Here is a 23,913-nt window from a genome sequence, read left to right on the forward strand (position 1 = left end):
ATCGTGGGGCGCGTTCATTCCTCGGGTTCTCCTCCATGCTCACCGCTTTGTGGCTCTTCGCCATGCTCGCCGTACTGCGGTTCTTCTCCCAGCTCTTCAGATAGGGCATCGAGGTAGTCACGGATCGAGGTTCCAGACATCGCCGCACGATCCTGTTCATCTGCCGCAGCACCAATGGTGGGAGCAGGAGGGACTGGGCGAACGGTGCCCGGTTTCACCAATGGCACGACGCCGTTTCCATTGTGTGCACCGGCAGCACGCGCTCTATCGAGCCGACGTGCGATCTCAGCAAGCAATGCCATGTCCGATGCTTGCGAGAGGTGTGTTTCTTCGGTTACCCGATGTAGTTCCTGCTCCTGGGGTCGTAGCCTCGGTTCGTGACCGTCACGCAACCGGGCGAGATCACCGCGCTCCCAGCCGAGTTCCTTTTCAATCTTGGCTCGGTTGACCTCGAGTGGCCAGCGTTCGCCTCGCTCCAGAGACCGGAGAGTTTTATCGGTCACGCCCGCACGGTCAGCAAGAGCGTTCATGCTGAGCCTGAGATCTACGCGGCGCGCGGTTACTTTACGTCCAACTCTCTTGAGGGCATCATCAGTCATGACACCACCACACCAGAAACGCGGAGAAACAGCAAGGGGTTCTTTATAAATCGGCTCGGGCGTTTTACATGGGGAAGTACTGAAAACTCGGTTTACAAAATGGTAAACCCACAGCAAGTTACGTTTCCTCTGGTACACCAAACTACAGAATGATTCTTGATGTTACTTGACATCTTTCCCCTAGTTTCCCTATCGTTTTGTCATGAATATGCTGACTCGCAACCCAATGGACAGCGAACGAGTGGGCGCCACACTCCGCGGGTTCCGAGAGCTACGAGGCTACACAACAGGGCAGTTTGCTCAGACCCTAGGGATATCCAGATCCCATCTCGCCAACATCGAAGCCGGCCGTAAACGCCTCACCAATGTGCTCTTAGCGCGGGCCGCGAACGCGCTCGACATCCCCCAAATTGCCATCATGCGATCCGAGGAGGCCCCAGCAGCTGACATCCCAGCGAGCTCCGTTAAGCAGGGCTCTGCCCCGCCCTAGACCCCTTGATCACGAGAACGGATCGATGCCGAGCGGGGCAGCTCTGGTCAGCCCGCGAACTCGCGGGCTGACCAGAGAAAACAGCGAAACTAAGGTTGAGGTTCAGCTGTTATACCCGTAGGACAGGCCGTAGTAATTGAGGGCATCGTTAATCGGCTGGAAGTACGACCAGCCACTCACATACCCGCCGTTAAACCGGCAGCCCTGCCCCTGCGGAGAACCTGAGGTCATACCTACCGCATAACCATTGGAGGTGTAGGCACCGCCCGAGTCCCCCTCGGACACACAGATATCCGCAACACCGAGCCCGCTCACCTGAGCAACCACATTGCCTCGTTTATCCGTGTAGGTGACTGAGGTGTTGTAACCACGGATCGGACCACAGGTGATACCGGTGGTCGCACCCGACTTGCAGGTGTCCGTTCCAATCGGCGCTTTCCACGTGCCCTGGGAAGCGTTCGACGGCAGCTCCCCGCTGACACCCCACTTATTCACATCTGTGCTGACCCGCGTACCCTCCGCCAACACGATGTATCCCAGATCCCGGTCAGGCTGGCCATCGTAAGAATGGAACGCGGTTTGGCCAGCACGCGAGACTAGCGAACCATTAGAGGTGTAGATGCCGTTACCGGTATTCACACAGTGGCCTGCCCACACCATGACAGGGGTGCCATCTTGTGCGGTGGCAGGGAAGCCCGCCGAGCAGTAACCACCATCGCCGAACAGCATCTTGTCGCCGCCATGAACAGTCGCGGCGGCTTGTACCTGTTCGCCACGAACAACCGTGACAGCATCGCCATAAGATTGCGCGGCTTCAAGCAGAACCGGATCAGCCTTGTCGCTAAACACCGTCACGACGACCTTGTCCTGCGTAACATCTGGCATCACAGACGACACACCCGTACGGTCAGACTTCACCGCCGCCAGCTCGCCGACAATCTGGTCAAGCTTTTTCTCACCATACTTTGGAGCCCGAACCACAAGGCCGGCTTCCCTAGCTGCCTCCGCGGCAGAGGAACCTTCGCTCGCCTGCACCACGAGGTTGTTATCGACGCCGAAGAAGGCCCCGTCGTAACGGTATCCTTCCTGATGCAGTTTTGCGTACGCATTGTTCTGGCGAGCCTGCTGCACTACATGTTCTTTTTGGTCTGACACTGAACGCCCGGAGCTCTTCGCCATCACACCAATTTCTTCATCGGTGAAGTGCGATGAAATCGTTTTGGCGTCGGCGCTCGAAACGCTTCCGATACTCGACGGCTGGGGCTTGGTATCGCCTGGCGAGGCCAGAGCCGGGCTAGCGGTCATCATTATCGCTGCGGCACCAGCGGCGACAGCGAAACTCTTAGTGATCTTCATGGAGGTCTTCTTTCAGGAGAGAAACAAACGACCCGATACACCACCGGGACCGTCTACTCGGGAGGAAGAGTCGAAGCGACGGAGCCTCGACGTCCACGTAGACGACCCGAACGTAACAAGACGAGGATTACGGGCGGAACCTCAGTTGGTACCGTTTGCCCCACACTTTGGTACACATCAGACCTTTCCCCTTCGCGCCGTGTTCCTGCACCTATCGTCTATCGGCTCGCCCCCCATTTATTGGCCCGCACCGAGCGTGAGGAACTCTCCCCCTTGCCTCGCACGCGGCGTACCGATCGGACGAGGGCGCCTTGTCGAGCAGACAGTGAGCTAGGAGTTCTCGGAGGTCGGCCCGTCCCTGCCAGTGCGCACCCGTCCCCAGCGCCGGTCATACTCATGTTCACGAGCCCCAAGCATCCACAGGCCGACAGACAGGATCTCCCCTATTGGAAATTTTCAGATCGCAGCTCTCCCACACCTATAATTTTCGACCCAGGCAAAGACTACTCACACAACCGTTACCAAGCAGGTTATCCACCCATAGGATCAGCTATAGCAAAGTCTTAAACAATGAGACCCAAATAAAATAAGCAAATAGCTTCCACAAGAACCTCGAGGTTAACGATATAATTCAATCGCACCTAAGCGGATACGCACACTTTTTTTGTCGATAGCAATACGGTCATGATAGCGAAGGCACAGGGGTGAGAAAATCGCACCTAAAATACTAAACCATGGAACCGGGTAGTCGACGTTTCGCCCAAACGGATCTAACGCAGGGTGTTCAGCGAGAATACGGTGGAAATAATCGAGTCGCCTATCCACTTCGGATAGCCATTCGGCAGCAAGCTGAGTGTGCGGCCGAAATGCGTGCGCCGCTTGATAAAGAATCCGTTCATGATGAATATTCTGGTCGATACCGAGCCGACCCCCAAGGGCGGGCGTCACGTTGCCCCCATTCTCCGGCAATCCTACCGCCCATACTGAGGGGTTGGAATTGAGGCGGTCGACCCATACCGAAGCTCGCCCCTGGAACGGCTTAATATCAAGGTAGACCCCGCCGTGATGATACATAAAATACGCTCGGAGATAATCTGCGCGGTGCACTAAAGACAGGTGTTCATAGGCCGGATGCAATGGATACCCGTCAACAATCCACTCGTCGAGATTTTTCGGCGTCACCACAACAACATCAAGATCAGGATTCTCATCACGGACAATTTTTACCGAGTTTAAGCGGTTCGGGGTCATCTCATTATCGCCAGTCCACATTAAGAAAATCTTTCGCGGCGCGACGCAGCCTTCATCGGAAGAATAATGCGCCGGAAGACGCAAATGATCGATCGGAAACGTGCTCGAGGTGGGCATAGCAAACGCACCCTGGCCCCATGAGGTGTCTGCATAACGCTCCGGACGATATCGATATCCGAAGGTTCGGGAGTACCCTTGCTGGACCTTGAACGTGGCCACGCGGCGCTTAGTGCGTGCACGCTTACGGGCAACGAATCCAAGATGCTTGACCTCGCGGGCGATACTCAACAAATCCATGACCCCATCATCTCAGACCTTGAGGCACATAGATGCCACTGTGCTTGCGATGGAGGGTAAAACGCTAATCGAGGTTGAACTGCGGCAAATACTCAGCTACAGCTGGACCTGCATCCCACACAGCAGTGAGACCAACAGCTGGACCCCAATCCCCATCTTCGTCCCCATCCTCAGCATCGTCTAGCTAAGGTGGGCGATACGGACGGTGACATAGATAAAGCCAGCCTCGACATAGATAAAGCCAGCCTCGCCCCGACTTTTCATCGACTCCACAGAACAGGTCGCCGACACGTCACCGTGTACGCAGCAAACCTTACTGAGCAAACCACGCCACCGTTACAGCTCCGCACACGATAGCAAGAGAAACCCATATTGACATGAACATAAACGCGATAAAGCAAAGAATTAAAAAGCTAGGGTCCCGGCACACAGCCAAGTTTTAACACAATGTCCGCGAACACCCTAACCCTTACATCTATTGTTCACGATCAAGCCCACAGCTTCAGTTCGCCAGCATTTACTTCGGAGCCTGTTTTATTTCACCTTACAGTTCATATCTTCAAAAGGCGCAGCAGAGAATATATCTCACATATCAGCCTTCAGAGTGTGCACCGCCGCAAACCACGTCGCAGTGATCGAAGTGGCAGATGAGGACGAAGTGCAAGGCTTGGCGCCCGCGGGCACAGCTGGCCAGCGGTAAGCTACCGACTTTCTGGTACCCCTGGCCTATACCTGGACCCTACCTACTCCGAGGCAGAACAACCTATGATTCAACTAGTCGGGCCAATTCACGTATGGTCGGCCCCATGCCAAGAAAAGGAGCCTCCCGTGCATGAACTCTACCTATCGACCCGACGTATCGTCGCACTATTTTTGATCGCTGGCCTCTTGCTATTTGTAGCGTTCAGCTTCATGCGGGAATCAGGGCTGCCCGCACTGGTGAGCTGTGGAGCTGCTCTCACCGCCATCCTTCCTCTTGGCTTTGCCGCGACGGCATCGACACCCCGATTTAACCTCGATACGGTGGCTTTCGTTCTCGCGATGCTCGCCGTCGCGGTATGTGCGGGCGGATCTGTTCACAGCGCATTTGATCTGACATATGCCCCAGCGCTCGTCGCCTCGCTGATCTATGCGACGATGGCGGTCATACTCCGAGTCGAAGCGTCGCCGACTAAGAACACCAAGACCTTGCACTCTTAGTTATCCGTCTAATACTTGGCGCAGTAGAAAATCAAGAACACGACGCAAAGCTTCTGGCAAAAAACTTATATAGAAATTTGCATCATCTTTTAAGCTAGTGCATCAGCTTTTAGGTACCACATCATTTGTTGAACTACCGGCATCCTTGACGGACGTCCTCAGCAACAGCTATACCCTGAAATTCATGGTCCTGTGTTTAAACTAGGAGAACCCGTTAAAGAACGTTATTGATCGGCAAAGACAGCGATATAGATAAGCAATAACAATCCCGCAAAACACGAGTCACTTTTATCCAAGAAATTCCCCGCGCCGACCCGATTTTAGATATCACAACCCGCCACTTACCTTGCCCGCATCACAGCAGAGGCTTCACGACTGAAATATATCCCTGGAGGCGCTTGCCATTGCTAGACATGCATACCTACCGATAACCGATCCGGGAGTGAGTGGTAAGCGGACCGACAGAAGGTTAGTGGCAGACAATTTCGGCACCTTCATGCCCAGCAGCCCTGCTTACATCAACTCCTGCGCCTGGCATATCCAGTCCTGCGTCTCAAAGACATCGATTTCACAGTCAACGGACCTGGTAAATACCGTGAACATCTAGCCTGCGTGCTGACCGACTGCTCGATGCTACTCGTGTGGCGTCCCCCGAGCTCGCGCACCAACGCCCCCCGTTTAGACCTTTAACGCACCGGACTCCACGCGTCTATCGAGCTGGAGGACTCTACGCGCTAAAAGCGCCGCCATACCAGCTGCGATACCTCCACACATCAACCCAATCCAGCCGCTACCGATCGATGCGAGTGCTCCACCCGCTGCGGCACCAACCGCCGATCCCAGAGCAGCAACTACTCTGACGGTGCTAAAGGTTTGAGCGAGGACATCGCCTGGAACAACTACCTGACGTAGCGTCCCATTAGCAACGTTAAAGATCACCGCGACCACCATGACAAGTGCTTCTAAGCAGATCAATACCCCAAATGCGGACGCGCCTTGTGCGGCTACCCATCCCATGACCGTAAACAAGAGGCCGGCTGCCGCCGTGGATAGGTGCAGGCTCCGCACTATGCCGAGCCGGTTGGTCATAGAACCCGCAACAATGCCACCGAGAATACCGCCAACAGCCGCGGACGAGGTGAACACCGCAAATAGTCCGCTGGATAGACCCCAAACTTTGAGGATCAAGATCGGCATAATCGTTGCGGCCATGCCTTCCACCACATTAAATGTAGCCGACAAGGCGGTTGCTGACGCCACCAAACGGTCTGTTAGCACCACCCGAAATCCGTGCGCGAGCTGCGTCCGGTAGCTAGATTTCTGAGCCGGACCAGCACCTTCACACTGTCGCGGGTCATCATGGTTCACCGCACGCAGAGTAAGAAACGACAGGAGGTAGGCCATGGCAATGACAAGCAAAACCATTCCCGGTGCTACAGCGGTCGCAAGAGAGGCCGCAATCACCGGCATCACCACGCCACCAGTTGAGATCAGGGTCGATAACCGCGCGTTATCACGGGTAAGCACATCAGAGCGACCCGCAATATCGGGAAGAACCGCGTAAAAGGCATTGTGGAAAAGGCCTGCCAAGGAGCTCATCAAGAGCAGTGCAGATAATGCCCACAGAACATTAATCCATTGAAACAGCAGAGCAGCGGCCACAGTGACCGTGAGCAGTGCCCGTGCAAGGTCGAGCCAGGATAAAACTGCAATGAGTTGGCGGCCTGCAAAAAACGGCGCTAAAAATAGCGGAACAACCGCTAAGACGGCATACTCAGCAGAGTTCGCCAGCCCAAACAAGTCTTCGCTCACGTGCAAGACCTGAAGGAAGACCAGCGCCCAAAGAAAAGCCCACGCTTGGTCGCACACAATGGAAAGCGACTGCCCCGCCCAGAAAACTGAACGACGCGACATTCTTAAGGATGAAAACATCAACCTCATGCGAGCCACCGTTCCGTCTCTCTTGGTCGACCAATCATGACCCGTATATTGGCAGCCTCTTCAATGCCTGTACGGCGGTGATCACCCTCAATGATGGACGATCCGGTCAGGTTAGGCTCGCTCATGGTCGGTGTAGCTGCGTTAGATACCATCGCGGTGGGAGTCATGTACATTCGGTTCGCTATCCTCAGACCAGAGACCGACAAAACACTATTCCTGCAATCACCCAGAAATTGATATACAGTCCACCATATCGGACACGTTGGTCTTTGTGAACAAGAGGCAGCATCGGGCTCTTGCACATTCCGTCAACAGGTCAAGAGTCAACACCGGAGAGGTCATGTCGGTGGGACAGCCTACTACCCATCCATATCCCCACTATGAACGATGCCCTTCACGATGCCGTGTGCGAGCGGAATGAATATCGCGAAGGCCGCTAGAGCAGGCACGAAGATCGCGACCCATGGAATCACTATGGCGAACGCACAGGTCACCACACCCAATGCGACAAACACCCATCTTAATCTGCGCATACTGATGCGAAACCCGTCACGGTAGCCGTCGACGAACCCATACATCCGTTTAGGGAGGAATGCTCGCTGTTCGTCGGTCAGCGGCGCAAACTTTCCCATCGAGTTACCGAGAATGATTAACAACAGACCGAGGCAGAATGCAAGCACGCTCAGTCCCGCGGTGATTTCTAGGTGAGTCGCAAGGGACAGTATCAGCACATGCACCCCAAACAATGTGACCGAAACCGCTGTCAGAGCCAATGACGAGGACCATTCGTTAACCTGGTCCGTTTTCCACAACGGCAGCTTTACCGCCCGAGCTACACGGCGACGGATCGGCTGGGCCACGAAAATAGTCACCGTCACCAGCACGAGCAGGAGGGGCATGAAAAGCGCGAATACCCACCCAGGATAAGTAAGCGTTGAACCATTGCGCTGGGTGGTTTCGACTCCGCCAGCTAACGAGGGCCACATCCAAATACTGACTGTGACCATGGCTAGAGTCGTGACGAGAGCTAGTACCCCACCCCGCCAAGGCCGGAGTTTCGTTCGATCCTCTGCTACCTGCTCCAATGTGCTCATCATGGTTCTCCTCTTTCTCGTTCTGCGGTGCCAAGGTTCAGCAGGTCCAGGAACGAAGTCAGTGTGTCCTCAACAACGGTGGTGTTAACCCGGTAGCGGATGCTCACTCCCCGGCGTTCCCCGGAGATCAAGTCGGCACTTTTTAGCGCGTTCAGATGTCCCGAGAGAGTGGGAGCGGGGATGTTCAGCCGCCGAGCAATCTCCCCGGCCAGGAGTGAATCGTTCTCGCGCAGCACGCGCAAGATGTCTCGTCGCGTCGGATGCGCCAGTGCATGAAAAACACCGTTGCTAGTCATCACTCGTTCCTTATTTTGGCAATTATCAAAATTGCATGAATCTGGGCGCCAGAGCGGAGCATTACCAGCAATCATCGCCATCTCCCGTGATTGGACGGCAGGGAACGGTGATCTGACTCGTCACCATGGTTGAATGCAGCGGACGAGTGATCGAACCATTTAAATCCGGCGAAGAGGTCAAACCGCTTTCGGCATCGTCGGGAGGCATTCCATTCGCACGGTAGGCGGCACACGAACCATCGCATACGGCATACGGCAAAATAACGACGGCATCACCCTCGCCGTCAACGACATGCCTTCGCGGCAACTGCTGTCAGGCCTCATGCTCGCGACAATCGAAGTCCTATGGCATCGGGCATCGTCGTCATCGGGCATAGACCGAGGCAACAATGCGCCATCCAACGTGAACTACTCGTCAACCACGCCCTGGTTCAAGATTTCAAAGGCATCGGTCAACAGATCATTGAGCGCCGATGCAGATTTGGTATCGCTCTATGCCTCCCACGCGCGACGCATGGCTGGGGGCGACGCCGAATGCGAGGTAATCTTTCGCCTCCAAAAGATCTACTGCATGACTGCCACCACACGCACCTGGCCGTGGTTGAGGTTCCGTGACTAAGCGGCAGCATCGCCGCAGGTCCAATCAGATGGCGTCAGCGTGAAGGTTAAGCTCTAAAAACATAAGACCACGCGAGAGAAAGAAATGAAGGCGGCTGGCGTTAACATTCTAGCCAGCCGACCTTCTAAGCATCTGACGCGAAAGGTTAGATTCGGATTGGCAGCTTTGACATAGGCGGCAACCCACATCATAGATCCTTGGGGTAACCGCCAAAAGACCTACACCGGTTCCATGGTCAGCACAGTTGAATGCATCTTGGCAGAAAATGCGCCAACACATTGGCCACCACGGTCTGACGCTCGGTCAGGTATACAGCTTCTAGCCAAGCAAGGGCCCTACTTATATGCTTTGAGCCCCATCATTTCTTAACGAAACGCCAGCTATTTAAACGCAAGCGACTCCGAAAACTTGGTTAGCTAACCTTAGCTCCCCGCTTGATGCACCGGGTGCACATCCAGACGCGCTCAGCATTTGAGCCGCTGTTGAGCGTAACCTTCTGCAAATTGGGCAGAAAACGACGCTTGGAACGACCGAGAACGCGTCGGTTCTGGGCGTTCTTACCGAGACGGCTCACTGAATTACCGAATCCGGGACTGCGGTCACACTTGCAGCATACCTTTGACATGTCTTTCCTTTCGCGAATGCTCGGCAAGCCTAGGTAGGGTCGGAAACCCTGTCAAGGCCAGCAGCGTGATGGCTCTGAACCCGATTTACAAGGATACACCGTAGCGGGCACCCTGCCCTCCCTACCCCCAGAAGCATGGCCAATGTCACCGTCGAAACGAAACTGCCCTGCCAGAAGATCGGGCCGCTTCGAGTCTGGACCCATGCAGGGATAGTAGGCAGGGGTAACGCGAGGATGTTCAGGAGACAAGCTGCGACAAGGCAACGATCTAGCCCGCCGAGACCGAGCCTCACAATGAAAGAACCTTGCCCCGCATCAAGCGGTGCAAGGTTCAAACATTTCAACTCTACGTGGAGCTAAGGGGAATCGAACCCCTGACCTCTTCATTGCGAACGAAGCGCTCTACCAACTGAGCTATAGCCCCGTGCCGTCAGGCAACTCGACCACTGTAGCACCGCGATGATGCTGCTCACGAACCCGTTTGAAATGGCGATGCTCACATTTCGCCACCCTGTCGGACTGGTCCGCTCGCCGACGATCCCATCCGCCAGGACCCGGTCATCGACCAAGGATCGCTCGCTTACCGAGCAGGATTCACCCGGTGATCTAGTGACTGCATAATGCGTTCGATGCTGTCGATGCGGTTTTGTGCCGCGTAGGCAACGTAGGCCGACCGCAAATGCGGCGGTCGTGACCGGGAACGGCTATCGCCCGACAGGGTGTCGGAGGCCTCCTGTCCGATGCGATCTGGGCCGTTCTCCCGTGCACAGATCACGCCTCCTGCGGCCTCAACGATGAGGAATCCGGCGGCGATATCCCAGGGGGAAATCCGGGTGATAAACGTGGCATCGGCCCAGCCTGCGGCGACATAGCAGAGTTCAAGCGCGGCCGTTCCAAGTGAACGCACACAGGAAACGGTGCGACGAAGGTCCGCGAACTGTTCCAGCGAAGTCGAGGTATCGACGTGAAGGTCGTGGACACTGGGAAACGAACTCAGCACCAGCGCATCTTGTGTGGCTCGCGCGCTGTGTGGCCCTAGGCGCTGACCGTTGAGGAAAGCGCCGTCGCGCGTGGCCGTAAACACCTGGTTCAAGATCGGCGCATCGACCACTCCCGCGACCAGGCGATCCCCCACTGCAACGCTGATCGAGATGCAAAACAGTGGGAGTCCCGCCGCGAAATTGCTGGTGCCATCAATCGGGTCCACGTAGAACGTTACGAGGTCAGATCCGTTGTCTGTGAGCGAGGTTGACAAGTTCGATGACTGTTCCGGGAATGATGTCCTTTCCCCGCCTTCTTCCCCAACGATCCGGCATTCCGGGATCGCGGTGCGCAGGGACTCGACAATGAGGTCCTCGGTGTGCCGGTCGTGGACTGTCACAATGTCGTGCGGGTCACGTTTGTATTCGCGTCCCATATTGTCCCGGTCGAGGTCGCGCAAATAGTCCGCTGCTTTGCGCGCGGCATCAACAGCAACGGTGAGTAACAGTGCATCCGGTGGGTTGATGGGGCTGTGGCCTCCGGTCATGAACGCCCTTCTTTCTTGGGTCCGGGATCTGGTTCGGAGCCGAGCGCGTGTATCGACCCACTTATCCTTGCACGTCTCGGTGCACTGATGTCAGACCCACACCTTGGATCTGTCCCAGCTAGGCAGGGAAACTCGGCATTATGCATAGGGCCTCTGGGCCCACACCAAATCTGACGCGTTGCCCTGGGACTAGGCCTAAGGCCGCTGCTTGCGCGGCGGAGATTTCTGACGCGAGACCATCCGCATGCACGACCACCATGTGTCCCCGGGATTCGATACGATCAATGCAAACCTCTCGCACACACGCGTGTTCGTCGCGCTGAGTCTCCGTCCCATTTTCCCTGTCCGCATCGGCGATGATGTCGACTTTCCACGGGGCGAGCGCTAGCTGCACGGGCCGGGGCTCATGATCGGCGTCGTTCTCAGCGGTCCAATTATTCTCCGCACCCCCATCACCACACGCATGCCAGATACTCGGCATAGGCAGCGGCGTTCCGGTGGCGTCGTACACCTCACCCGCGCGTAGCTGGGCGTCAATCACGGTGAAACCGGCAAGCAAGGCTCCGAACCTGCTCGCCGGTTGTGCAAGGACTTTGAATGTTGCCCGCATATCGGTGAGATGACCCTCTTCCAACACCGCCACCTGATCTGCAAGAACAATGGCGTCGGCGACGTCATGGGTGACGACGATAGCTGTCTGGTTCTGTAACACGTCGGCAAGCACGTCTCTGATCACTGGGGCGGCATCCACGTCGAGTGCTGCCATGGGTTCGTCGAGCAAAATCAGATCGGGCTGGGCGGCTAATGCGCGGGCAATAGCGGCCCGTTGAGCTTGTCCGCCTGACACTTCATGGGGGCGGCGGGAGGCGAGATTCCCTATCCCCACGGACTCTAAAAGGTCTCGAGCCTTCGCACGTGCCGCTCCCCTGCCAAGCCCTGCGCAGCGAGGAGCAAATGCAACGTTGGCTTCCAAGCTGAGGTGCGGAAGTAAAAGCGGATCCTGTCCGAGCAACGCGATGCGCCGTTTGTGTATTGCCACCCCGTCCAGTCGGCGTCCACCGAGGGTGATCCGGCTTAGGGAGCTGTTCAGCGTACCTGCGATCACGGCGAGGACGGTGGATTTACCGGCGCCATTGGGTCCGACCAAGGCGAGCGTGTGTCCGGGATGTACGGTGAGGTCGCATAGCAGTCCGCGCGAGGGCACCTCTAGGTGTGCGGTGAGTTCATGTTGGCCGGTCATGCCGCGCCTTTCTGCCCCCTAATCGGATGCGAGGCCGTGGAGCTTGAATCCGCCGCTCTGGTCGACCCCCACTCGACGTCCAGCCGCGTCCGCGTCGGCCGTAGGCCACCAGCACCACCAATATGGCGACGACGACGAGCAGAAGTGACAGCGCAGCTGCCGCGTTCGGGTCAGTTTCGCGCACCCGATAGATTTCCAGTGGCAGCGTACGGGTCACATTTGGCAGAGATCCCGCAAAGGTCAGGGTGGCGCCGAATTCCCCGAGGGACCGGGCGAAGGCGAGGACCGTTCCGGATAGTACCGCGGGGGCGATCAAGGGGAGAGTGACGTGGGTGAGCACTCTCCAAGGTCCGGCTCCGAGGCTCGCCGCAACCCGCTCGTGATCGATTGTGCGCGCGGCGAGCGCCCCTTCGAGGCTCAGCACCATAAATGGTAGGGATACGAATGTCTGAGCACAGATGACGGCCAGGGTGCTGAATGCCAGATCGATGCCGAACAGGTTCAAGATGGGTGCGGCCAGCCCTTGCCTGCCGTAGGTCATCAGCAGCGCGAGGCCCCCCACAACCGGGGGAAGGACCAACGGCAGCAGCACTAACGCCCGCAACAATTGGATACCGCGCCGGTGTGAGCGGGCAAGAACCAGTGCGAGCGGCAACCCGAGTATTAAACAGCAGCAGGCAGCAGCTGCAGCCGTGATCACGCTCAGGTGCAGCGCTTGAAGGGAGTCTGGTGAAGTCAGCAGATTCCAGACCTCATCTAAGGGCACCCGGGAGATCACCCCTAGGAGAGGGACGATCACCACTAGCGCGCCACACACCGCGAGCACTAGCACGACGGACGGCAGGCGAACCGCTGCGGCGGTATCGCTATCAGGTGTCGGCGCAGCCACGTCGACTGGGTATTCCACCGGGACCTCAGCCGGTTGTGGCGTGAGGTCCCGGTGGCTACAGGGTTGTCCGCTGTGGTCGCGGTGTGAAAGGCGCCGGGTCACGGCCGTGCAAAACCTGCGTTCTGCAGCACCTTTTGTCCTTCAGGTGAGGTCACCAAGGCGATGAAGTCCTTGGCAAGTTTTTGGTGCTTAGCTGACGTCGTCACAGCAATGGGGTAGGTAGTGGCGAATTGTTTAGCTTCCGCAATAGCAACACCCTCTGCTTTGCCCTTGGAGCGACGAATATCGGTGGCGTAAACCAAACCGGCGTCAGCTTGTCCGCTGGTGACCTTACCCAGAACATCCGTCACCGAGTTCTCTTCGCTCTTGGGGTGCAGGGTGATCTTTGTGGCGTCCAGAATGGATTGCGCGACGTTACCGCAGGGGACGGGCACCGCGCAGCGTACTACGGCGAGGTTCGGCGAGGTCAGGTCGTTGAGTCCTGATACACGATGGGGATTTCCGGGGGCGACGGCAATTTCCATGACGTTGCTGGCAAACGGAGTGGGTTTACCCGTGATCAGCTTTTGACCGACGGCTTTGTTCATGTTCTTTTCGTCAGCTGTTGCAAGCACATCCGCCGGGGCCCCGCCCGCAATCTGGCTAACCAGATCAGATGATCCGGCAGTCGACAAGCTCACGGTGACGCCGGGATGCTGCTTCTGGAAGTCGTCGGCAAGCTGGCGGAAGGTGGGTTCGAGGGATGCCGCGGCGAACACGGTCAAGGTTTGTGGTTCGGCTGAGGATGGGTTCTGTGCGCTCGTCCCGTTCGTTCCGCATGCTGCGGTCAGGACGGTCAGGGCCATCGCTGCGCAGATCGCTGCGCCGCGCCGTATACGCGCCGACTTAGATACTTGCCGAATCATCAGCGCCCCACCTCCACGTGAACGGTGGTGGCCTTAACCACTGCGGTGGCGACAACGCCCGGGGTAAGCCCCAGCTCCTTAACGGCCTCGGTAGACATGAGCGATACGACGCGGTGGGGTCCGCATTGCAGTTCAACCTGTGACATCACAGCGTCGCTGAGGACTTCGGTCACGATGCCCACGAAACGGTTTCGGGCCGAACGCCCCACATCCGCGGGATCTGCGGGAAGGATCGAGTGCCTGCGCGCAAGCTGCGCGAGAGAAAGCCCGTCCACAACTTGCCGGCCTGATTCGTCGTGGCCACCGCTCAGCTGTCTCTGATCAATCCAGCGGCGGACGGTATCGTCACTCACCCCGAGGTAGCGCGCCGCATCGCTAATCCGTATCTGCGTCATAAACGGATTCTATAGCCCGCATACGCGGACTTCTAAAGCGTGCTGAGAGCCTTACTTGCCAGCTATGTCAGCCGAATACACCACCCGTTAAGCCACCCCGATAGAAGGCTCAACACCCTGGTGCACGACTCGGATGCGTGAGAGCACCAGAGGTGATGGGCTTAGGCGCGTCGGCGCGCAAGCACCCCGTCCAGGTCAAGCGCTGCGGCCACGGAAGACACCTGCGGATCCGCTGACGTCAGGGCACGGGAATCGCCAGCGTTCGCAGACCCGGCACTGTTCCGCGCGCCGCGCAAAGGCGCTGCCTCATCGGCTGCTTCCTGCTCTTCAACGTCCTCGCATTCCCACGGAAGAGACGCCCTCAACGTGCGCCGCTCCTGAAGACGAGCATGAACATCGTGGGCTTGAATGGCTCGCAAGTAGTCCTGATGCCGAGCCTCAAGGTCGTCAACCTCCCCCTGCAGCAGATAGCGCGGGGCAGGGGTTGGAATAGGAGTCCACTCGTCGTCGGGCAGAACTGACCTCGGAGTGCGAACCACGTCGAGATCGTCCAGATCCTGATCGAGATCCTCCGATTCAATCTCTGCTTTCGTCTCGGGCACAGCTTCGGACAGTACGGGAACACCTGCGTCATGACCAGTGGAGGCCATCGCCGCAACGCGGGCCTGAAGACCGGAACGGGACGGAGGGAACAGACGACGCGTAGCGTGGGACACTCGGGCACCCCGTTCACGAGTGCGCTGAGCACTAGATGCCTGTTCAGCAACCGCAACCCGACGCAATTGCACCACGTAAATGGCGGTCACCACGAACGACAGTACGGGAGTCCACCATGACACCACGCCAGTCAGCGCGAGGATCAGGCTGAGAATAACCAAGGCGCATAGGCCGAGCAGGACCACACCGCGTATTTTCCGCAATCGCGCTTTGGAAGAAGCAGGTCGAGTACGACTCTCAGTCGCCGCCTTCTCGGCAGCCCGGTCGGTGTCTTTGCGGGCGGCCCGTCTCCTCATTGCCGTAAAACGCGGACGCGTCACCGGCCCTTTTATGGATACACCCCTGCCCTCAGAGATCGCAGCGCCCGCATCACTCTGATGGCTGTTCGTCGACGTTATTTCTGCTGGCGCCACAGCTAGCTCCGAGACTTCACCTGCAGCCACGGTCCGCTCCACACCGGTGGTGACACCGAGTAGACGTGGCCTAGAAGTCGGATCACCCGGCCGGGCACGGAGTACCGGATCAGTCATAGCCATCCTCGTCTCATGGTGAGGGATGCTTTGCCGCGGGGCATGGATTCTGTCGGTGAGATCCCGTGGTGCGGTCATCGCTCGCTCACGGCTGCGACGATGCGACTGGCCCATCACATCTCGGCGTACCGCAATATGGGGAATGGCATACACCACCCACATCACGACGAGGACGACCACCAGGACCGCCCCCATGTTAAAACCGCCGGAGGAGAAGCTCACCCTTTCACCGTACTGACCCGCGACGAAATTACAGATTCCCTGTGGGGTGTGTCATTGAAAAGGTTTCGTAAAAGTCGATTCGGTCAGGGCGAAACAGCGGCAATCACCCTTGCGTCTGCCTCATCGACGGCCCTGCCGACCCTGCCCTGGACGCCGTTCTCGCTCTGCTAATCGCGCACGTAGACCGTGCGGAACCTCTTCCGCACACAGCGCGAAACTCCGATGATCCCGCCATGCACCGTCGATATGTAAATAGGCTTTTCGTAGGCCTTCGTCTCGCAGACCAAGCTTCTCAACCACGCGCAAACTCGGCGCATTTTCCGGTCGGACATTGATCTCGATTCGGTGCAGCCCCTGTTCGCGGAAACAATAATCGGTGAGCAGTGCTACCGCGACTGGTGTAATGCCGCGGCCAGCGACAGCACGGTCGATCCAGTAGCCGATTGGCATCGAGGAGAGTGCTCCGCGCACGATATGCCCCCCGGTGACCTGACCAACGAAGTGCCCCGCGTATTCAATCGCGAACGGAAACAGCAGACCGTGCTTAGCTTGATGTGCCAGAGATTTGCGGTATTCGGTGAAATTTGGCGGGGCGAAACTTCCGAGCGGGCCAGTCGGCTCCCACGGCTGTAGCCATTGCGCATTCCTTGTCCTGACCTCGCGCCAGGCATTTTCGTCGCGTCGCCGCAAAGGACGCAGCAGGATCTGTTCCTCACGCAATTCAACCGGCCAATGGTGGGAGACCATGTCGGGAATCCTAACGCTGCGGGAAACAGAGCACGGGAATTCGAGACGTCGGCGAGGCTGGCCGTGGCACGATGGGAAAATGCTGAGCGCCACCAATAACCCTATGGATAAAGCTGCGTGGAGGCGATTGATTCGTGCGCGCCGTCGCGCCGCTCTCGCTCAGCAGATCGCAGCCGCTACACAATCCGAGGATCACCCTGAGTCAGTCACGATGCTGACAACCCACTCATCCCGTAACCTGTCGTCGCCATCTGAATCATCCTCAGCAGCATGCCTGGCGAGACATTTAGAAGAGGGCTTAGCAAAAGCGCTGCCGGGGCGCATGGATGCACCTGAATCACTCACTCTGGCCGCATTTAGCCCCACCCCCACAGAACCGGATCTTCTGCCGGCGTTACGCGAGCTGTCGAATCGGGGGTGCACGCTGATTATGCCGGTGTTCGCGGGAAAGGATCTGGACTGGGTTCTCTGGGATGGGCATCGCCCGCTGCACGATAGCCCTGCCGCTGCCTTTGGACGCGAACCTGATGGCCCCCGTCTGGGTGTGGATGCACTGGTCCGAGTTGATGCGGTCATCGCTCCCGCCGTTGCGGTCGATCGATCCGGTACCCGGCTTGGACACGGGAAGGGGTATTACGACCGCGCATTGCGCCATCGTCGGCACCAGATCCCGATCCTGGTTGTCGTCCACCCAGACGAGGTGTTACCCGCTGGAACCTTGCCCCGGCAGCCACACGATATTTCAGTTGATTTTGCCGTTACTTCTGACGGCGTCTACGACCTCGAACCCCAGTGCGGCGCACGGTAGGCGCAGGAGCCGTCCGAGAGTCTGGCATAGGCGTCGCAGCATGGTCATGGTCCGAATGGTTAGGATCCGGGTGATCAGGGCCTGAGGGATCGGCGGAGGCCAACGTCTTTGCTTTTGTGTCCGGCAATGAGTGGTCAACTGGCGATATTGATGCCAGCAGCGCGCCAATGCCAGTAGTCAACGGGATTGCCAAAATCAAACCGATGGACGCGACCAAAGTTCGGAATATTTCCTCTGCGATTTCACCGGCTCCGAGGGTCTCGAAGAGACTCCTGTCGATGGTGGATGCGATCAGCAAAATCGGCATCGCCGTACCGATATAGGCAAAGGCCAGTGTGTAGACCGTGGAGGCGATGTGGTCCCGGCCAATCCTCATCGCGGCAGCGAACACCTTTCGACGCGGCGCTGAGGGCATCGCCGCCCGCAGTTCCCATACCGCTGAGGCCTGTGTAATCGTGACATCGTTGAGAGCGCCAAGCCCTGAGAGGACCACACCGGTCACCAAAATCCCCTGCAAGCCCAAGGTTGGGTCCATGCCGTAAAGAAGCGGCGGAGCCTCGCCCTGCGCGCCGGTCATACCCGCCGGCCCGGCCGTCAGTGCCGCGAGAAGAACTGTCGCACCCAGACCTCCGAATGTGCCAAGCAGAGCCGTTGTGGTTCTGATCGAGATTCCGTGGGCCATATATACCGCGGGGAACATCATGGCCACGCTGCCGACCAGACCGACGGCTAAGGGCGGCCTTCCGGAGAGAATCGCGGGCAACACGAACCAGATCACGATTGCTACCCCGGCGGCGAGTCCCACGATTGCGAACAGCCCCCGGCGCCTTGCAACTAGTCCCACCGCCAGCAGATATAGGGCTGCAAGCACGATCAGTGGAATGGACCGATCGTGGTCGTAATAAAACAACACGGACTGTTCATGGGTGGCGCTTTTACCGGTCTCCGGATCGATGCGGTCCGGTAGCGCAATGGCGCGTAAGCGATCGCCGGGCGCCAAACCGCTTCCGGCTACTTCCGGTGGCACCTGCACCGTCACTGTTTGGCCCTGTTCAACACCGGCAACGGCCACCGCTTTAACGTTGACCGGTTGACGCGGATGCGCCGGTCCGGGAACCTCGGTCACTTGAACACTGACGAAATGGGCCCCGGGCGTCAGGAGCGGCGTGCGCAGTTCGTGGCGTGCCGCCGTCGGCCACAGGAATACCATGCCCACCACGGTGGCGATCAGGATAGGAACCGTAATCAGCGCGAGCACTATCCGTACGCGTCGCACTTGGGTGCGCGGTAGCTCGATGGGTCCGTGCGCGTGGGAATGCGACACAGGATCTCCTTTCTGGGTGAGCGTGAGGCAGCCCTCAATACGCAAACGGCAGCCCCTCCGATAGACTGGCACTCTGTGTCCCAGAGTGCCAGTCTCAATGCGCAGCGGTCAGCTCATGATCGCACTGGCCTGGGATCAGCCCCCTCATCTGATTGGAGACTCCGTGCCCACGTACGTGTACGCCTGCAAGGATTGCGGCCACCAGTTCGAGAAGTACCAGAGCTTTCAGGACGAGGCACTCTCAGAGTGCCCAACCTGTGAGGGGCAATTGCGCAAGGTCTTTAACAGCGTCGGGATTGTGTTCAAAGGATCTGGTTTTTATTCCACCGATTCCGGAGCTCGTAGCAAGACCACCGCGACTTCCGGCGATAAGGACAAGGCCGCCGGGAGCTCAGCCTCGTCGTCTGACCGGAAGAGTGGGGACTCCTCAACATCGAGCTCTTCTGGCGCAGATTCACACGGTTCTTCTGCGCCAGCGTCATCCTCCGGCACCTCGAAAGCGGCGGCCAGTAACGCCGCCTAGCTTTCGGGCGATACGCGGGCGTTTCCCTCGCAGCACCGTCACGTTCCGAAATGTGGGATGAGTGTCGTAATAAACGAGCCGCTCACATCGCACATAAGCATCCGGCAAAGCCTCCAGCGTCAACCCCGGTCAGCAGCTGCCTTACGGCAGGGCGCTTGAATATTTCGTTGATGTCAGAGGTGCCCACTGTCGTCTTGACCGTGGGCACCACAGTGCGGGCCAGGCATACTTATCCACTGCCCCCACACGATCCTAAAGCGGCATCATTTCTCACATAGCGTGTCCGGATGGACCAGGTACGACATCCACCGCTATCCCACCCAAATTCGTCCCAGCTGAGGGCACCAGCCTCACACACATTGCGTCCGCGAGCATCCGGGAACGACCGCCAGCGAATCCTCCTCTCATGGCGCCGTGGACTTAGACGCCGACGCCGTCTCATTGCCGCACTACTCTGCGCTATTGCCCTCACCGCTTCAATACATGTCCTCGCGCCGCCACCAGTAGCCACCGCCACTGTTCTACGTGCCCAACGCGACCTCTCCCCCGGCCATCGGCTCACCGCCAACGATTTCGAGACCAGCACAGTTCCGGCCTCCATGGTTCCCCGCACCGCACTTCGCTCTTCTAGTCAGGCTGAGGGCCACATCATCAGCGCACCGATTCCCGCCGGTGGCGACATCACCAAAGGCCATTTGAGTACTGCAGACGGGATCGCCACCCACCTAGCAGACGGGAAACGGGCGCTATCCATACCCGTGGGAGATCGAATTGCGCTCCGGGCACTCAGCGTAGGACACCGCATCATTTTGATTGCATCCGCATCACCCGGCAGTACCCCGTCGGAAATCCCCGCCACGGTCCTCGCACTTCCGGACGAAAAGACCTCCAATATGATGGGTACCTTACCTGAGACCACCCGAACTTCCGGAGTTTTAGTCTCGGTACGCTCACAAGATTCGCAACTTATTGCGCGCGCTATTCGCGAAGGTTGGATTACAGTCACACTTATCGGCTAGATTGCTGTTTCCACGACCTTCGGGTCCACTTCCCTTTCCCCTAGCACCAAGGAGATCTGCCGTGAAAGGCTTTAAGAACTTCATTATGCGTGGCAACGTCATCGACCTCGCTGTTGCCGTTGTCATTGGCGGTGCCTTCACTGCGCTCGTTACAGCCTTTGTAAAGAATCTGATCGAACCCGTGGTGAATATTTTCGGCGGCACCAATCCGCAGGGCCTAGAGTTCCAGATCATCTCCGGTAACGCTGGAACTACCGTGAAACTAGGCGCCATCATCGGCGCAGTGCTGACCTTCCTCATTACTGCGGCGGTCGTCTATTTCGTATTCGTACTTCCCATGCAAAAAGCCCGCGAACTCGCGAACAAGCGACTGGGTATTGCCGAGGAAGAAGATCCCGTTGCGGACGATATCGCCCTGCTGACTGAAATTCGCGACCTGCTTCAGGCTCAGCAGACTGTGCGTCCGGCTCCGTCAGGCACTCACCGTGCCGATGTACCGGGGTCTGTCAACCCGGCGGATAAAACTTCTCAGTCCTAAAATATGCAGGTCTCCCGCGCCTAATCGCGAGAGACCTGCTTGACAGACCTCCGTGACACCACGCCGGTGGTCACAGATTAGACGACGGCATCCCGGCTAGGTGGAAACAAAGCAGGATCCCCGTAAGAACGACGGAATCCGCGGGGACGGTACAGTGCACAGGTGCGATCTACCGTCCTTTCTGAGGAGTCGAAACTACCGGGCGAGGCGATAGCCGCTGTCCTGGCGTGGTACCGAGACCATGCGCGCGATCTGCCATGGCGTGAACCATCGGCAACTCCATGGTCCATTCTGGTTTCGGAGATCATGCTCCAGCAGACCCCAGTCGTGCGGGTACTTCCCCGATGGCTGGAATGGATACGACGCTGGCCTTGCCCGTGCTCCCTCGCGTCGGCACCACTTGCCGACGTTCTCACCGCCTGGGATCGCCTAGGCTACCCGCGCAGAGCCCTACGTCTTCATGAATGCGCACAGCGGATATGCAACGACTACGCCGGCATCGTGCCATCATCCGAGGATGACCTGCGTTCCCTTCCGGGCATCGGCGACTACACCGCAGCAGCCGTAGCAGCTTTTGCATTTCGGCAACGCAGCGTCGTGATCGATACCAATGTCCGCAGAGTACTGGTCCGCTCCATCCTCGGCACGCCCTTACCAGCGCCATCACTCACGGCCAAGGAACGTCGCATAGCCGCCGTAAACGTCCCCGACGATGCCGAAACGGCGGCATCGTGGAATGCCGCGGTGATGGAGCTCGGTGCCCTAGTGTGCACGGCCCGATCAGCCCGCTGCGAGCTATGCCCAATCTCAAGCTACTGTTCCTACGTCGCTGCGGGCCGACCCGATCCTGCACCCGATCAGCGTGGACGCCGTCAGCCTTTCGAGGGAACCGATCGACAAATGCGCGGCAAAATCATGGCTTTGCTGAGAACCTCGCAGGCGGTAGAGCGCCAGCTGATCGACAGACTCGACCCCACAGATCCGACGCGGGTTCAACGATGCCTGGGCTCGCTAATCGAGGATGGTCTAGCGCAACGTCACGACGACGATAGGTTCTCCCTGCCCTAGCCGCATCAGGGCCGCGGTACCGCCGAGGACAGACATAGCTAAGCCGACAACATCTAGACCAGAACAGCAGCAGCGTCAGCAGCAGAAAACGGCACCAGGCACTTAGCCCACTGTGAGGTAGTCACAGCCCACGGCGTCCGAGCATCGGCCACAGAGGCGAGGTCCGTGCCGGAGTAACGGCTACAGATGCAAGATCATTCTGGTGTTGCCCAGCGTATTCGGCTTTACCCGCGCGAGATCTAGGAATTGGGCAACGCCGGTGTCCAGGGACCGAACCAATTCCAGGAAAACCTGGGGGTCGACGGTGTCCTCTCCCATGGGCTCGAAACCGTGCCGAATAAAGAAGTCCACCTCAAAGGTAAGACAGAAAACGCGGCGCAGCTCCAGCTCACGGGCCCTATCTATGAGTCTGGTTAGCAGCGCATGCCCCACTCCGCGGGAACGGCAGTCTGCATCGGTTGCCAACGTGCGTACTTCGGCGAGATCTTCCCACATGACGTGCAGGGCGCCGCACCCGATAATGTCACCGGATGTATTTTCCGCGACGAAAAACTCTTGAATGTCTTCGTAATAAGTGACGAGGTCCTTAGCGAGCAGAATCCTCTGCTCAACCAAGGGCTGAACTAGGCGGTTAATCGCTGCGACATCGCGGGGCTTGGCCGGGCGAATGGCTAGGTCACCGTCGGCAGCGCCCCCGGCGAGTTGGGATCGTGCTGAGGTGGAATTATCGGGGGACGTAGTCATGCCGCTCACGTGCCCATTGTGGAGTCTTCACAGCCGCGAGAGTCAGATAGTCCGCGTTCTGGCACGAGTTTTGAAGCACGTTGACTACCCGACACATGACCGTCTGAGGCTTCTTCGGGTTCATCCCTGCCATCGTGGGATGTACCAGTCCCACGGCGTATAGGCCGCTTGTCACTGCGCCCAGGTCCCGCCGTGCCACGTTCACGGCTATGACCGAGATTGGTGCCATGCCCGGGCCCGCGTTCCTGGTTCGCGCCGGCGTCACGTCCGGGCCGATCTTCGCGGTGCGGGGATGCCCCTGGCTCTATCAGCTGGTCTGCGCGGGCGTCGAGAATCCGATGCACTAGGTGCACCACCCGTTCGAGAATAACTGAGACCACCACCGCCAGCACCAACGCAACCGCGATCCCCAGCAGATGATGGTTTGCGAACCACTGCCCCGCTAATGCACCGATGCCACAGGAATACAGAGCCCACACGGCGCAGGACAATAGGGTGCGGTGAAAAAACTTGCGGTGCGGGTAGCGCAGGGCCCCGGCGACAAAATTAACGGCGGTACGCCCCATCGGAATGTAGCGCGCGGTCATGAGGAAAAGCAGGGCTCGCCGTTCCAAACCGCGTTCCGCAGCTTCAACGGCCCGCAAACCGCGACCAGAACGCAAAAACCTAAAGCGCTGCCAGCCTACGCGCCGCCCAATCATATAGGCGATATTGTCGCCTGCGACGGCACCGATCCACCCACAGATTATGACCAGCCAGATCATGGGTGCACCCTGGGATGCCCAAAGCGAGCCCAGGCCGACCAGAACCGACTCGCTGGGGACGGTTGGGAAAAAACCGTCCACCAGCGAGAAGATCAGAACCACCGGATACGTCCAGGGCGATCCCGATAAATGCAGGATGAGGTCCTGTAACCATGCGGCAATGCCCACGGTTAGATCGTTCCCA

General features: G+C 58.2%; 25 protein-coding genes and 1 tRNA gene. 8 read left to right on the forward strand and 18 right to left on the reverse strand.

Annotated elements, in window-relative coordinates:
- Positions 1-14 precede the first annotated feature (14 nt).
- Positions 15-599: a helix-turn-helix domain-containing protein gene (locus BN1724_RS04175; RefSeq protein WP_058234356.1), complete on the reverse strand. Its 585-nt coding sequence runs from the start codon at positions 597-599 to the stop codon at positions 15-17.
- A gap of 202 nt (positions 600-801) precedes the next feature.
- On the opposite strand from BN1724_RS04175, the gene BN1724_RS04180 reads away from it, so the two are divergent.
- Positions 802-1,089, forward strand: coding sequence for a helix-turn-helix domain-containing protein (locus tag BN1724_RS04180; RefSeq protein WP_084252745.1), 288 nt, complete (start codon positions 802-804; stop codon positions 1,087-1,089).
- A 102-nt stretch (positions 1,090-1,191) separates the two neighbouring features.
- On the opposite strand, the gene BN1724_RS04185 is transcribed toward BN1724_RS04180, so the two are convergent.
- Both BN1724_RS04185 and BN1724_RS04190 read right to left on the reverse strand, forming a co-directional pair.
- Positions 1,192-2,445 carry a S1 family peptidase gene (locus tag BN1724_RS04185; RefSeq protein ID WP_058234358.1) on the reverse strand — a complete coding sequence of 418 codons (1,254 nt, stop codon included), beginning with the start codon at positions 2,443-2,445 and terminating at the stop codon, positions 1,192-1,194.
- 618 nt (positions 2,446-3,063) lie between these two features.
- Positions 3,064-3,993 (reverse strand): glycosyltransferase, encoded by a 930-nt coding sequence (locus tag BN1724_RS04190; RefSeq protein ID WP_058234359.1) that lies wholly within the window; start codon positions 3,991-3,993, stop codon positions 3,064-3,066.
- On the opposite strand from BN1724_RS04190, the gene BN1724_RS04195 reads away from it, so the two are divergent.
- Together BN1724_RS04195 and BN1724_RS04200 are read left to right on the forward strand one after the other, a co-directional pair.
- The gene (locus tag BN1724_RS04195; RefSeq protein ID WP_058234360.1) at positions 3,992-4,177 is read left to right on the forward strand and encodes a hypothetical protein; all 186 of its coding nucleotides are present in this window, start codon (positions 3,992-3,994) and stop codon (positions 4,175-4,177) included. The two genes, BN1724_RS04190 and BN1724_RS04195, sit on opposite strands and share 2 nt — an antisense overlap.
- A 644-nt stretch (positions 4,178-4,821) precedes the next feature.
- Positions 4,822-5,193, forward strand: a complete 372-nt coding sequence (locus BN1724_RS04200; RefSeq protein WP_231928147.1) for a hypothetical protein — start codon at positions 4,822-4,824, stop codon at positions 5,191-5,193.
- Between the two features lie 678 nt (positions 5,194-5,871).
- On the opposite strand, the gene BN1724_RS04205 is transcribed toward BN1724_RS04200, so the two are convergent.
- The 12 genes from BN1724_RS04205 to BN1724_RS04260 all read right to left on the reverse strand — a co-directional run bounded on the left by BN1724_RS04205 (position 5,872) and on the right by BN1724_RS04260 (position 16,941).
- Entirely contained in the window at positions 5,872-7,134 is a 1,263-nt protein-coding gene (locus tag BN1724_RS04205) for an MFS transporter (RefSeq protein WP_157085752.1), read from the reverse strand.
- Between the two features lie 359 nt (positions 7,135-7,493).
- Positions 7,494-8,231 (reverse strand): hypothetical protein, encoded by a 738-nt coding sequence (locus BN1724_RS04210; protein WP_157085753.1) that lies wholly within the window; start codon positions 8,229-8,231, stop codon positions 7,494-7,496.
- Complete coding sequence (locus BN1724_RS04215; RefSeq protein WP_058234363.1) at positions 8,228-8,524, reverse strand: metalloregulator ArsR/SmtB family transcription factor; 297 nt, start codon at positions 8,522-8,524, stop codon at positions 8,228-8,230. The genes BN1724_RS04210 and BN1724_RS04215 overlap by 4 nt, the downstream gene beginning before the upstream one ends.
- Positions 8,525-9,555: 1,031 nt before the next feature.
- The gene (locus BN1724_RS13485; RefSeq protein ID WP_084252746.1) at positions 9,556-9,768 is read right to left on the reverse strand and encodes a large ribosomal subunit protein bL28; all 213 of its coding nucleotides are present in this window, start codon (positions 9,766-9,768) and stop codon (positions 9,556-9,558) included.
- Between the two features lie 351 nt (positions 9,769-10,119).
- Positions 10,120-10,192: transfer RNA gene (locus BN1724_RS04225), tRNA-Ala, on the reverse strand.
- A 156-nt stretch (positions 10,193-10,348) separates the two neighbouring features.
- Entirely contained in the window at positions 10,349-11,296 is a 948-nt protein-coding gene (locus BN1724_RS04230) for an inositol monophosphatase family protein (protein ID WP_058234365.1), read from the reverse strand.
- Positions 11,297-11,414: 118 nt separating this feature from the next.
- Complete coding sequence (locus BN1724_RS04235) at positions 11,415-12,536, reverse strand: ATP-binding cassette domain-containing protein (protein ID WP_058234366.1); 1,122 nt, start codon at positions 12,534-12,536, stop codon at positions 11,415-11,417.
- Entirely contained in the window at positions 12,520-13,425 is a 906-nt protein-coding gene (locus tag BN1724_RS04240) for an ABC transporter permease (protein ID WP_084253095.1), read from the reverse strand. Before BN1724_RS04240 ends, BN1724_RS04235 begins: the two co-directional genes overlap by 17 nt.
- Positions 13,426-13,523: 98 nt before the next feature.
- Entirely contained in the window at positions 13,524-14,330 is an 807-nt protein-coding gene (modA, locus tag BN1724_RS04245; RefSeq protein WP_058234367.1) for a molybdate ABC transporter substrate-binding protein, read from the reverse strand.
- The gene (locus BN1724_RS04250) at positions 14,330-14,725 is read right to left on the reverse strand and encodes a TOBE domain-containing protein (protein WP_058234368.1); all 396 of its coding nucleotides are present in this window, start codon (positions 14,723-14,725) and stop codon (positions 14,330-14,332) included. The genes modA and BN1724_RS04250 overlap by 1 nt, the downstream gene beginning before the upstream one ends.
- A 161-nt stretch (positions 14,726-14,886) precedes the next feature.
- Complete coding sequence (locus BN1724_RS04255) at positions 14,887-16,194, reverse strand: hypothetical protein (protein WP_058234369.1); 1,308 nt, start codon at positions 16,192-16,194, stop codon at positions 14,887-14,889.
- A 120-nt stretch (positions 16,195-16,314) separates the two neighbouring features.
- Positions 16,315-16,941 (reverse strand): GNAT family N-acetyltransferase, encoded by a 627-nt coding sequence (locus tag BN1724_RS04260; protein WP_058234370.1) that lies wholly within the window; start codon positions 16,939-16,941, stop codon positions 16,315-16,317.
- On the opposite strand from BN1724_RS04260, the gene BN1724_RS04265 reads away from it, so the two are divergent.
- Complete coding sequence (locus BN1724_RS04265; RefSeq protein ID WP_157085754.1) at positions 16,940-17,749, forward strand: 5-formyltetrahydrofolate cyclo-ligase; 810 nt, start codon at positions 16,940-16,942, stop codon at positions 17,747-17,749. The two genes, BN1724_RS04260 and BN1724_RS04265, sit on opposite strands and share 2 nt — an antisense overlap.
- On the opposite strand, the gene BN1724_RS04270 is transcribed toward BN1724_RS04265, so the two are convergent.
- Entirely contained in the window at positions 17,700-19,073 is a 1,374-nt protein-coding gene (locus BN1724_RS04270) for a YibE/F family protein (RefSeq protein ID WP_058234372.1), read from the reverse strand. The two genes, BN1724_RS04265 and BN1724_RS04270, sit on opposite strands and share 50 nt — an antisense overlap.
- 97 nt (positions 19,074-19,170) lie before the next feature.
- Here BN1724_RS04270 and BN1724_RS04275 point away from each other — a divergent pair, with 97 nt between their 5' ends.
- The 4 genes from BN1724_RS04275 (at position 19,171) to BN1724_RS04290 (ending at position 22,221) form a co-directional block, all read left to right on the forward strand.
- A complete protein-coding gene (locus tag BN1724_RS04275) occupies positions 19,171-19,596 on the forward strand; it encodes an FmdB family zinc ribbon protein (RefSeq protein WP_331709446.1) in 426 nt (141 codons plus the stop codon).
- Between the two features lie 287 nt (positions 19,597-19,883).
- A complete protein-coding gene (locus BN1724_RS12860) occupies positions 19,884-20,615 on the forward strand; it encodes an SAF domain-containing protein (RefSeq protein ID WP_157085755.1) in 732 nt (243 codons plus the stop codon).
- Between the two features lie 61 nt (positions 20,616-20,676).
- The gene (gene mscL, locus BN1724_RS04285; protein ID WP_084252747.1) at positions 20,677-21,153 is read left to right on the forward strand and encodes a large conductance mechanosensitive channel protein MscL; all 477 of its coding nucleotides are present in this window, start codon (positions 20,677-20,679) and stop codon (positions 21,151-21,153) included.
- 162 nt (positions 21,154-21,315) lie between these two features.
- Positions 21,316-22,221, forward strand: coding sequence for an HhH-GPD family protein (locus tag BN1724_RS04290; protein ID WP_058234374.1), 906 nt, complete (start codon positions 21,316-21,318; stop codon positions 22,219-22,221).
- Between the two features lie 180 nt (positions 22,222-22,401).
- Here the strand turns inward: BN1724_RS04290 and BN1724_RS04295 are convergent, their stop codons facing one another.
- Both BN1724_RS04295 and BN1724_RS12525 read right to left on the reverse strand, forming a co-directional pair.
- On the reverse strand, positions 22,402-22,965 hold the full coding sequence (locus BN1724_RS04295) for an amino-acid N-acetyltransferase (RefSeq protein WP_084252748.1): 564 nt from the start codon (positions 22,963-22,965) through the stop codon (positions 22,402-22,404).
- 5 nt (positions 22,966-22,970) lie between these two features.
- Entirely contained in the window at positions 22,971-23,897 is a 927-nt protein-coding gene (locus tag BN1724_RS12525; protein ID WP_084252749.1) for a DedA family protein, read from the reverse strand.
- Positions 23,898-23,913 lie beyond the last annotated feature (16 nt).

The sequence above is a fragment of the Devriesea agamarum genome (genome assembly GCF_900070355.1).
GTDB lineage: Bacteria > Actinomycetota > Actinomycetes > Actinomycetales > Dermabacteraceae > Devriesea > Devriesea agamarum.

Excerpts from the sequence above, each read along its gene's own strand:
- BN1724_RS04265 (WP_157085754.1), top strand. The coding sequence starts at position 16,940 with ATGTCGGGAATCCTAACGCTGCGGGAAACAGAGCACGGGAATTCGAGA.
- BN1724_RS04195 (WP_058234360.1), top strand. The coding sequence starts at position 3,992 with ATGACCCCATCATCTCAGACCTTGAGGCACATAGATGCCACTGTGCTT.
- BN1724_RS04275 (WP_331709446.1), top strand. The coding sequence starts at position 19,171 with ATGCGCAGCGGTCAGCTCATGATCGCACTGGCCTGGGATCAGCCCCCT.
- BN1724_RS04250 (WP_058234368.1), bottom strand. The coding sequence starts at position 14,725 with ATGACGCAGATACGGATTAGCGATGCGGCGCGCTACCTCGGGGTGAGT.
- BN1724_RS04215 (WP_058234363.1), bottom strand. The coding sequence starts at position 8,524 with ATGACTAGCAACGGTGTTTTTCATGCACTGGCGCATCCGACGCGACGA.
- BN1724_RS04210 (WP_157085753.1), bottom strand. The coding sequence starts at position 8,231 with ATGATGAGCACATTGGAGCAGGTAGCAGAGGATCGAACGAAACTCCGG.
- BN1724_RS04190 (WP_058234359.1), bottom strand. The coding sequence starts at position 3,993 with ATGGATTTGTTGAGTATCGCCCGCGAGGTCAAGCATCTTGGATTCGTT.
- BN1724_RS04175 (WP_058234356.1), bottom strand. The coding sequence starts at position 599 with ATGACTGATGATGCCCTCAAGAGAGTTGGACGTAAAGTAACCGCGCGC.
- BN1724_RS04180 (WP_084252745.1), top strand. The coding sequence starts at position 802 with ATGAATATGCTGACTCGCAACCCAATGGACAGCGAACGAGTGGGCGCC.
- BN1724_RS04235 (WP_058234366.1), bottom strand. The coding sequence starts at position 12,536 with ATGACCGGCCAACATGAACTCACCGCACACCTAGAGGTGCCCTCGCGC.
- BN1724_RS12860 (WP_157085755.1), top strand. The coding sequence starts at position 19,884 with ATGGACCAGGTACGACATCCACCGCTATCCCACCCAAATTCGTCCCAG.
- modA (WP_058234367.1), bottom strand. The coding sequence starts at position 14,330 with ATGATTCGGCAAGTATCTAAGTCGGCGCGTATACGGCGCGGCGCAGCG.
- BN1724_RS04185 (WP_058234358.1), bottom strand. The coding sequence starts at position 2,445 with ATGAAGATCACTAAGAGTTTCGCTGTCGCCGCTGGTGCCGCAGCGATA.
- BN1724_RS04295 (WP_084252748.1), bottom strand. The coding sequence starts at position 22,965 with ATGACTACGTCCCCCGATAATTCCACCTCAGCACGATCCCAACTCGCC.
- BN1724_RS04205 (WP_157085752.1), bottom strand. The coding sequence starts at position 7,134 with ATGAGGTTGATGTTTTCATCCTTAAGAATGTCGCGTCGTTCAGTTTTC.
- BN1724_RS04230 (WP_058234365.1), bottom strand. The coding sequence starts at position 11,296 with ATGACCGGAGGCCACAGCCCCATCAACCCACCGGATGCACTGTTACTC.
- BN1724_RS04260 (WP_058234370.1), bottom strand. The coding sequence starts at position 16,941 with ATGGTCTCCCACCATTGGCCGGTTGAATTGCGTGAGGAACAGATCCTG.
- BN1724_RS13485 (WP_084252746.1), bottom strand. The coding sequence starts at position 9,768 with ATGTCAAAGGTATGCTGCAAGTGTGACCGCAGTCCCGGATTCGGTAAT.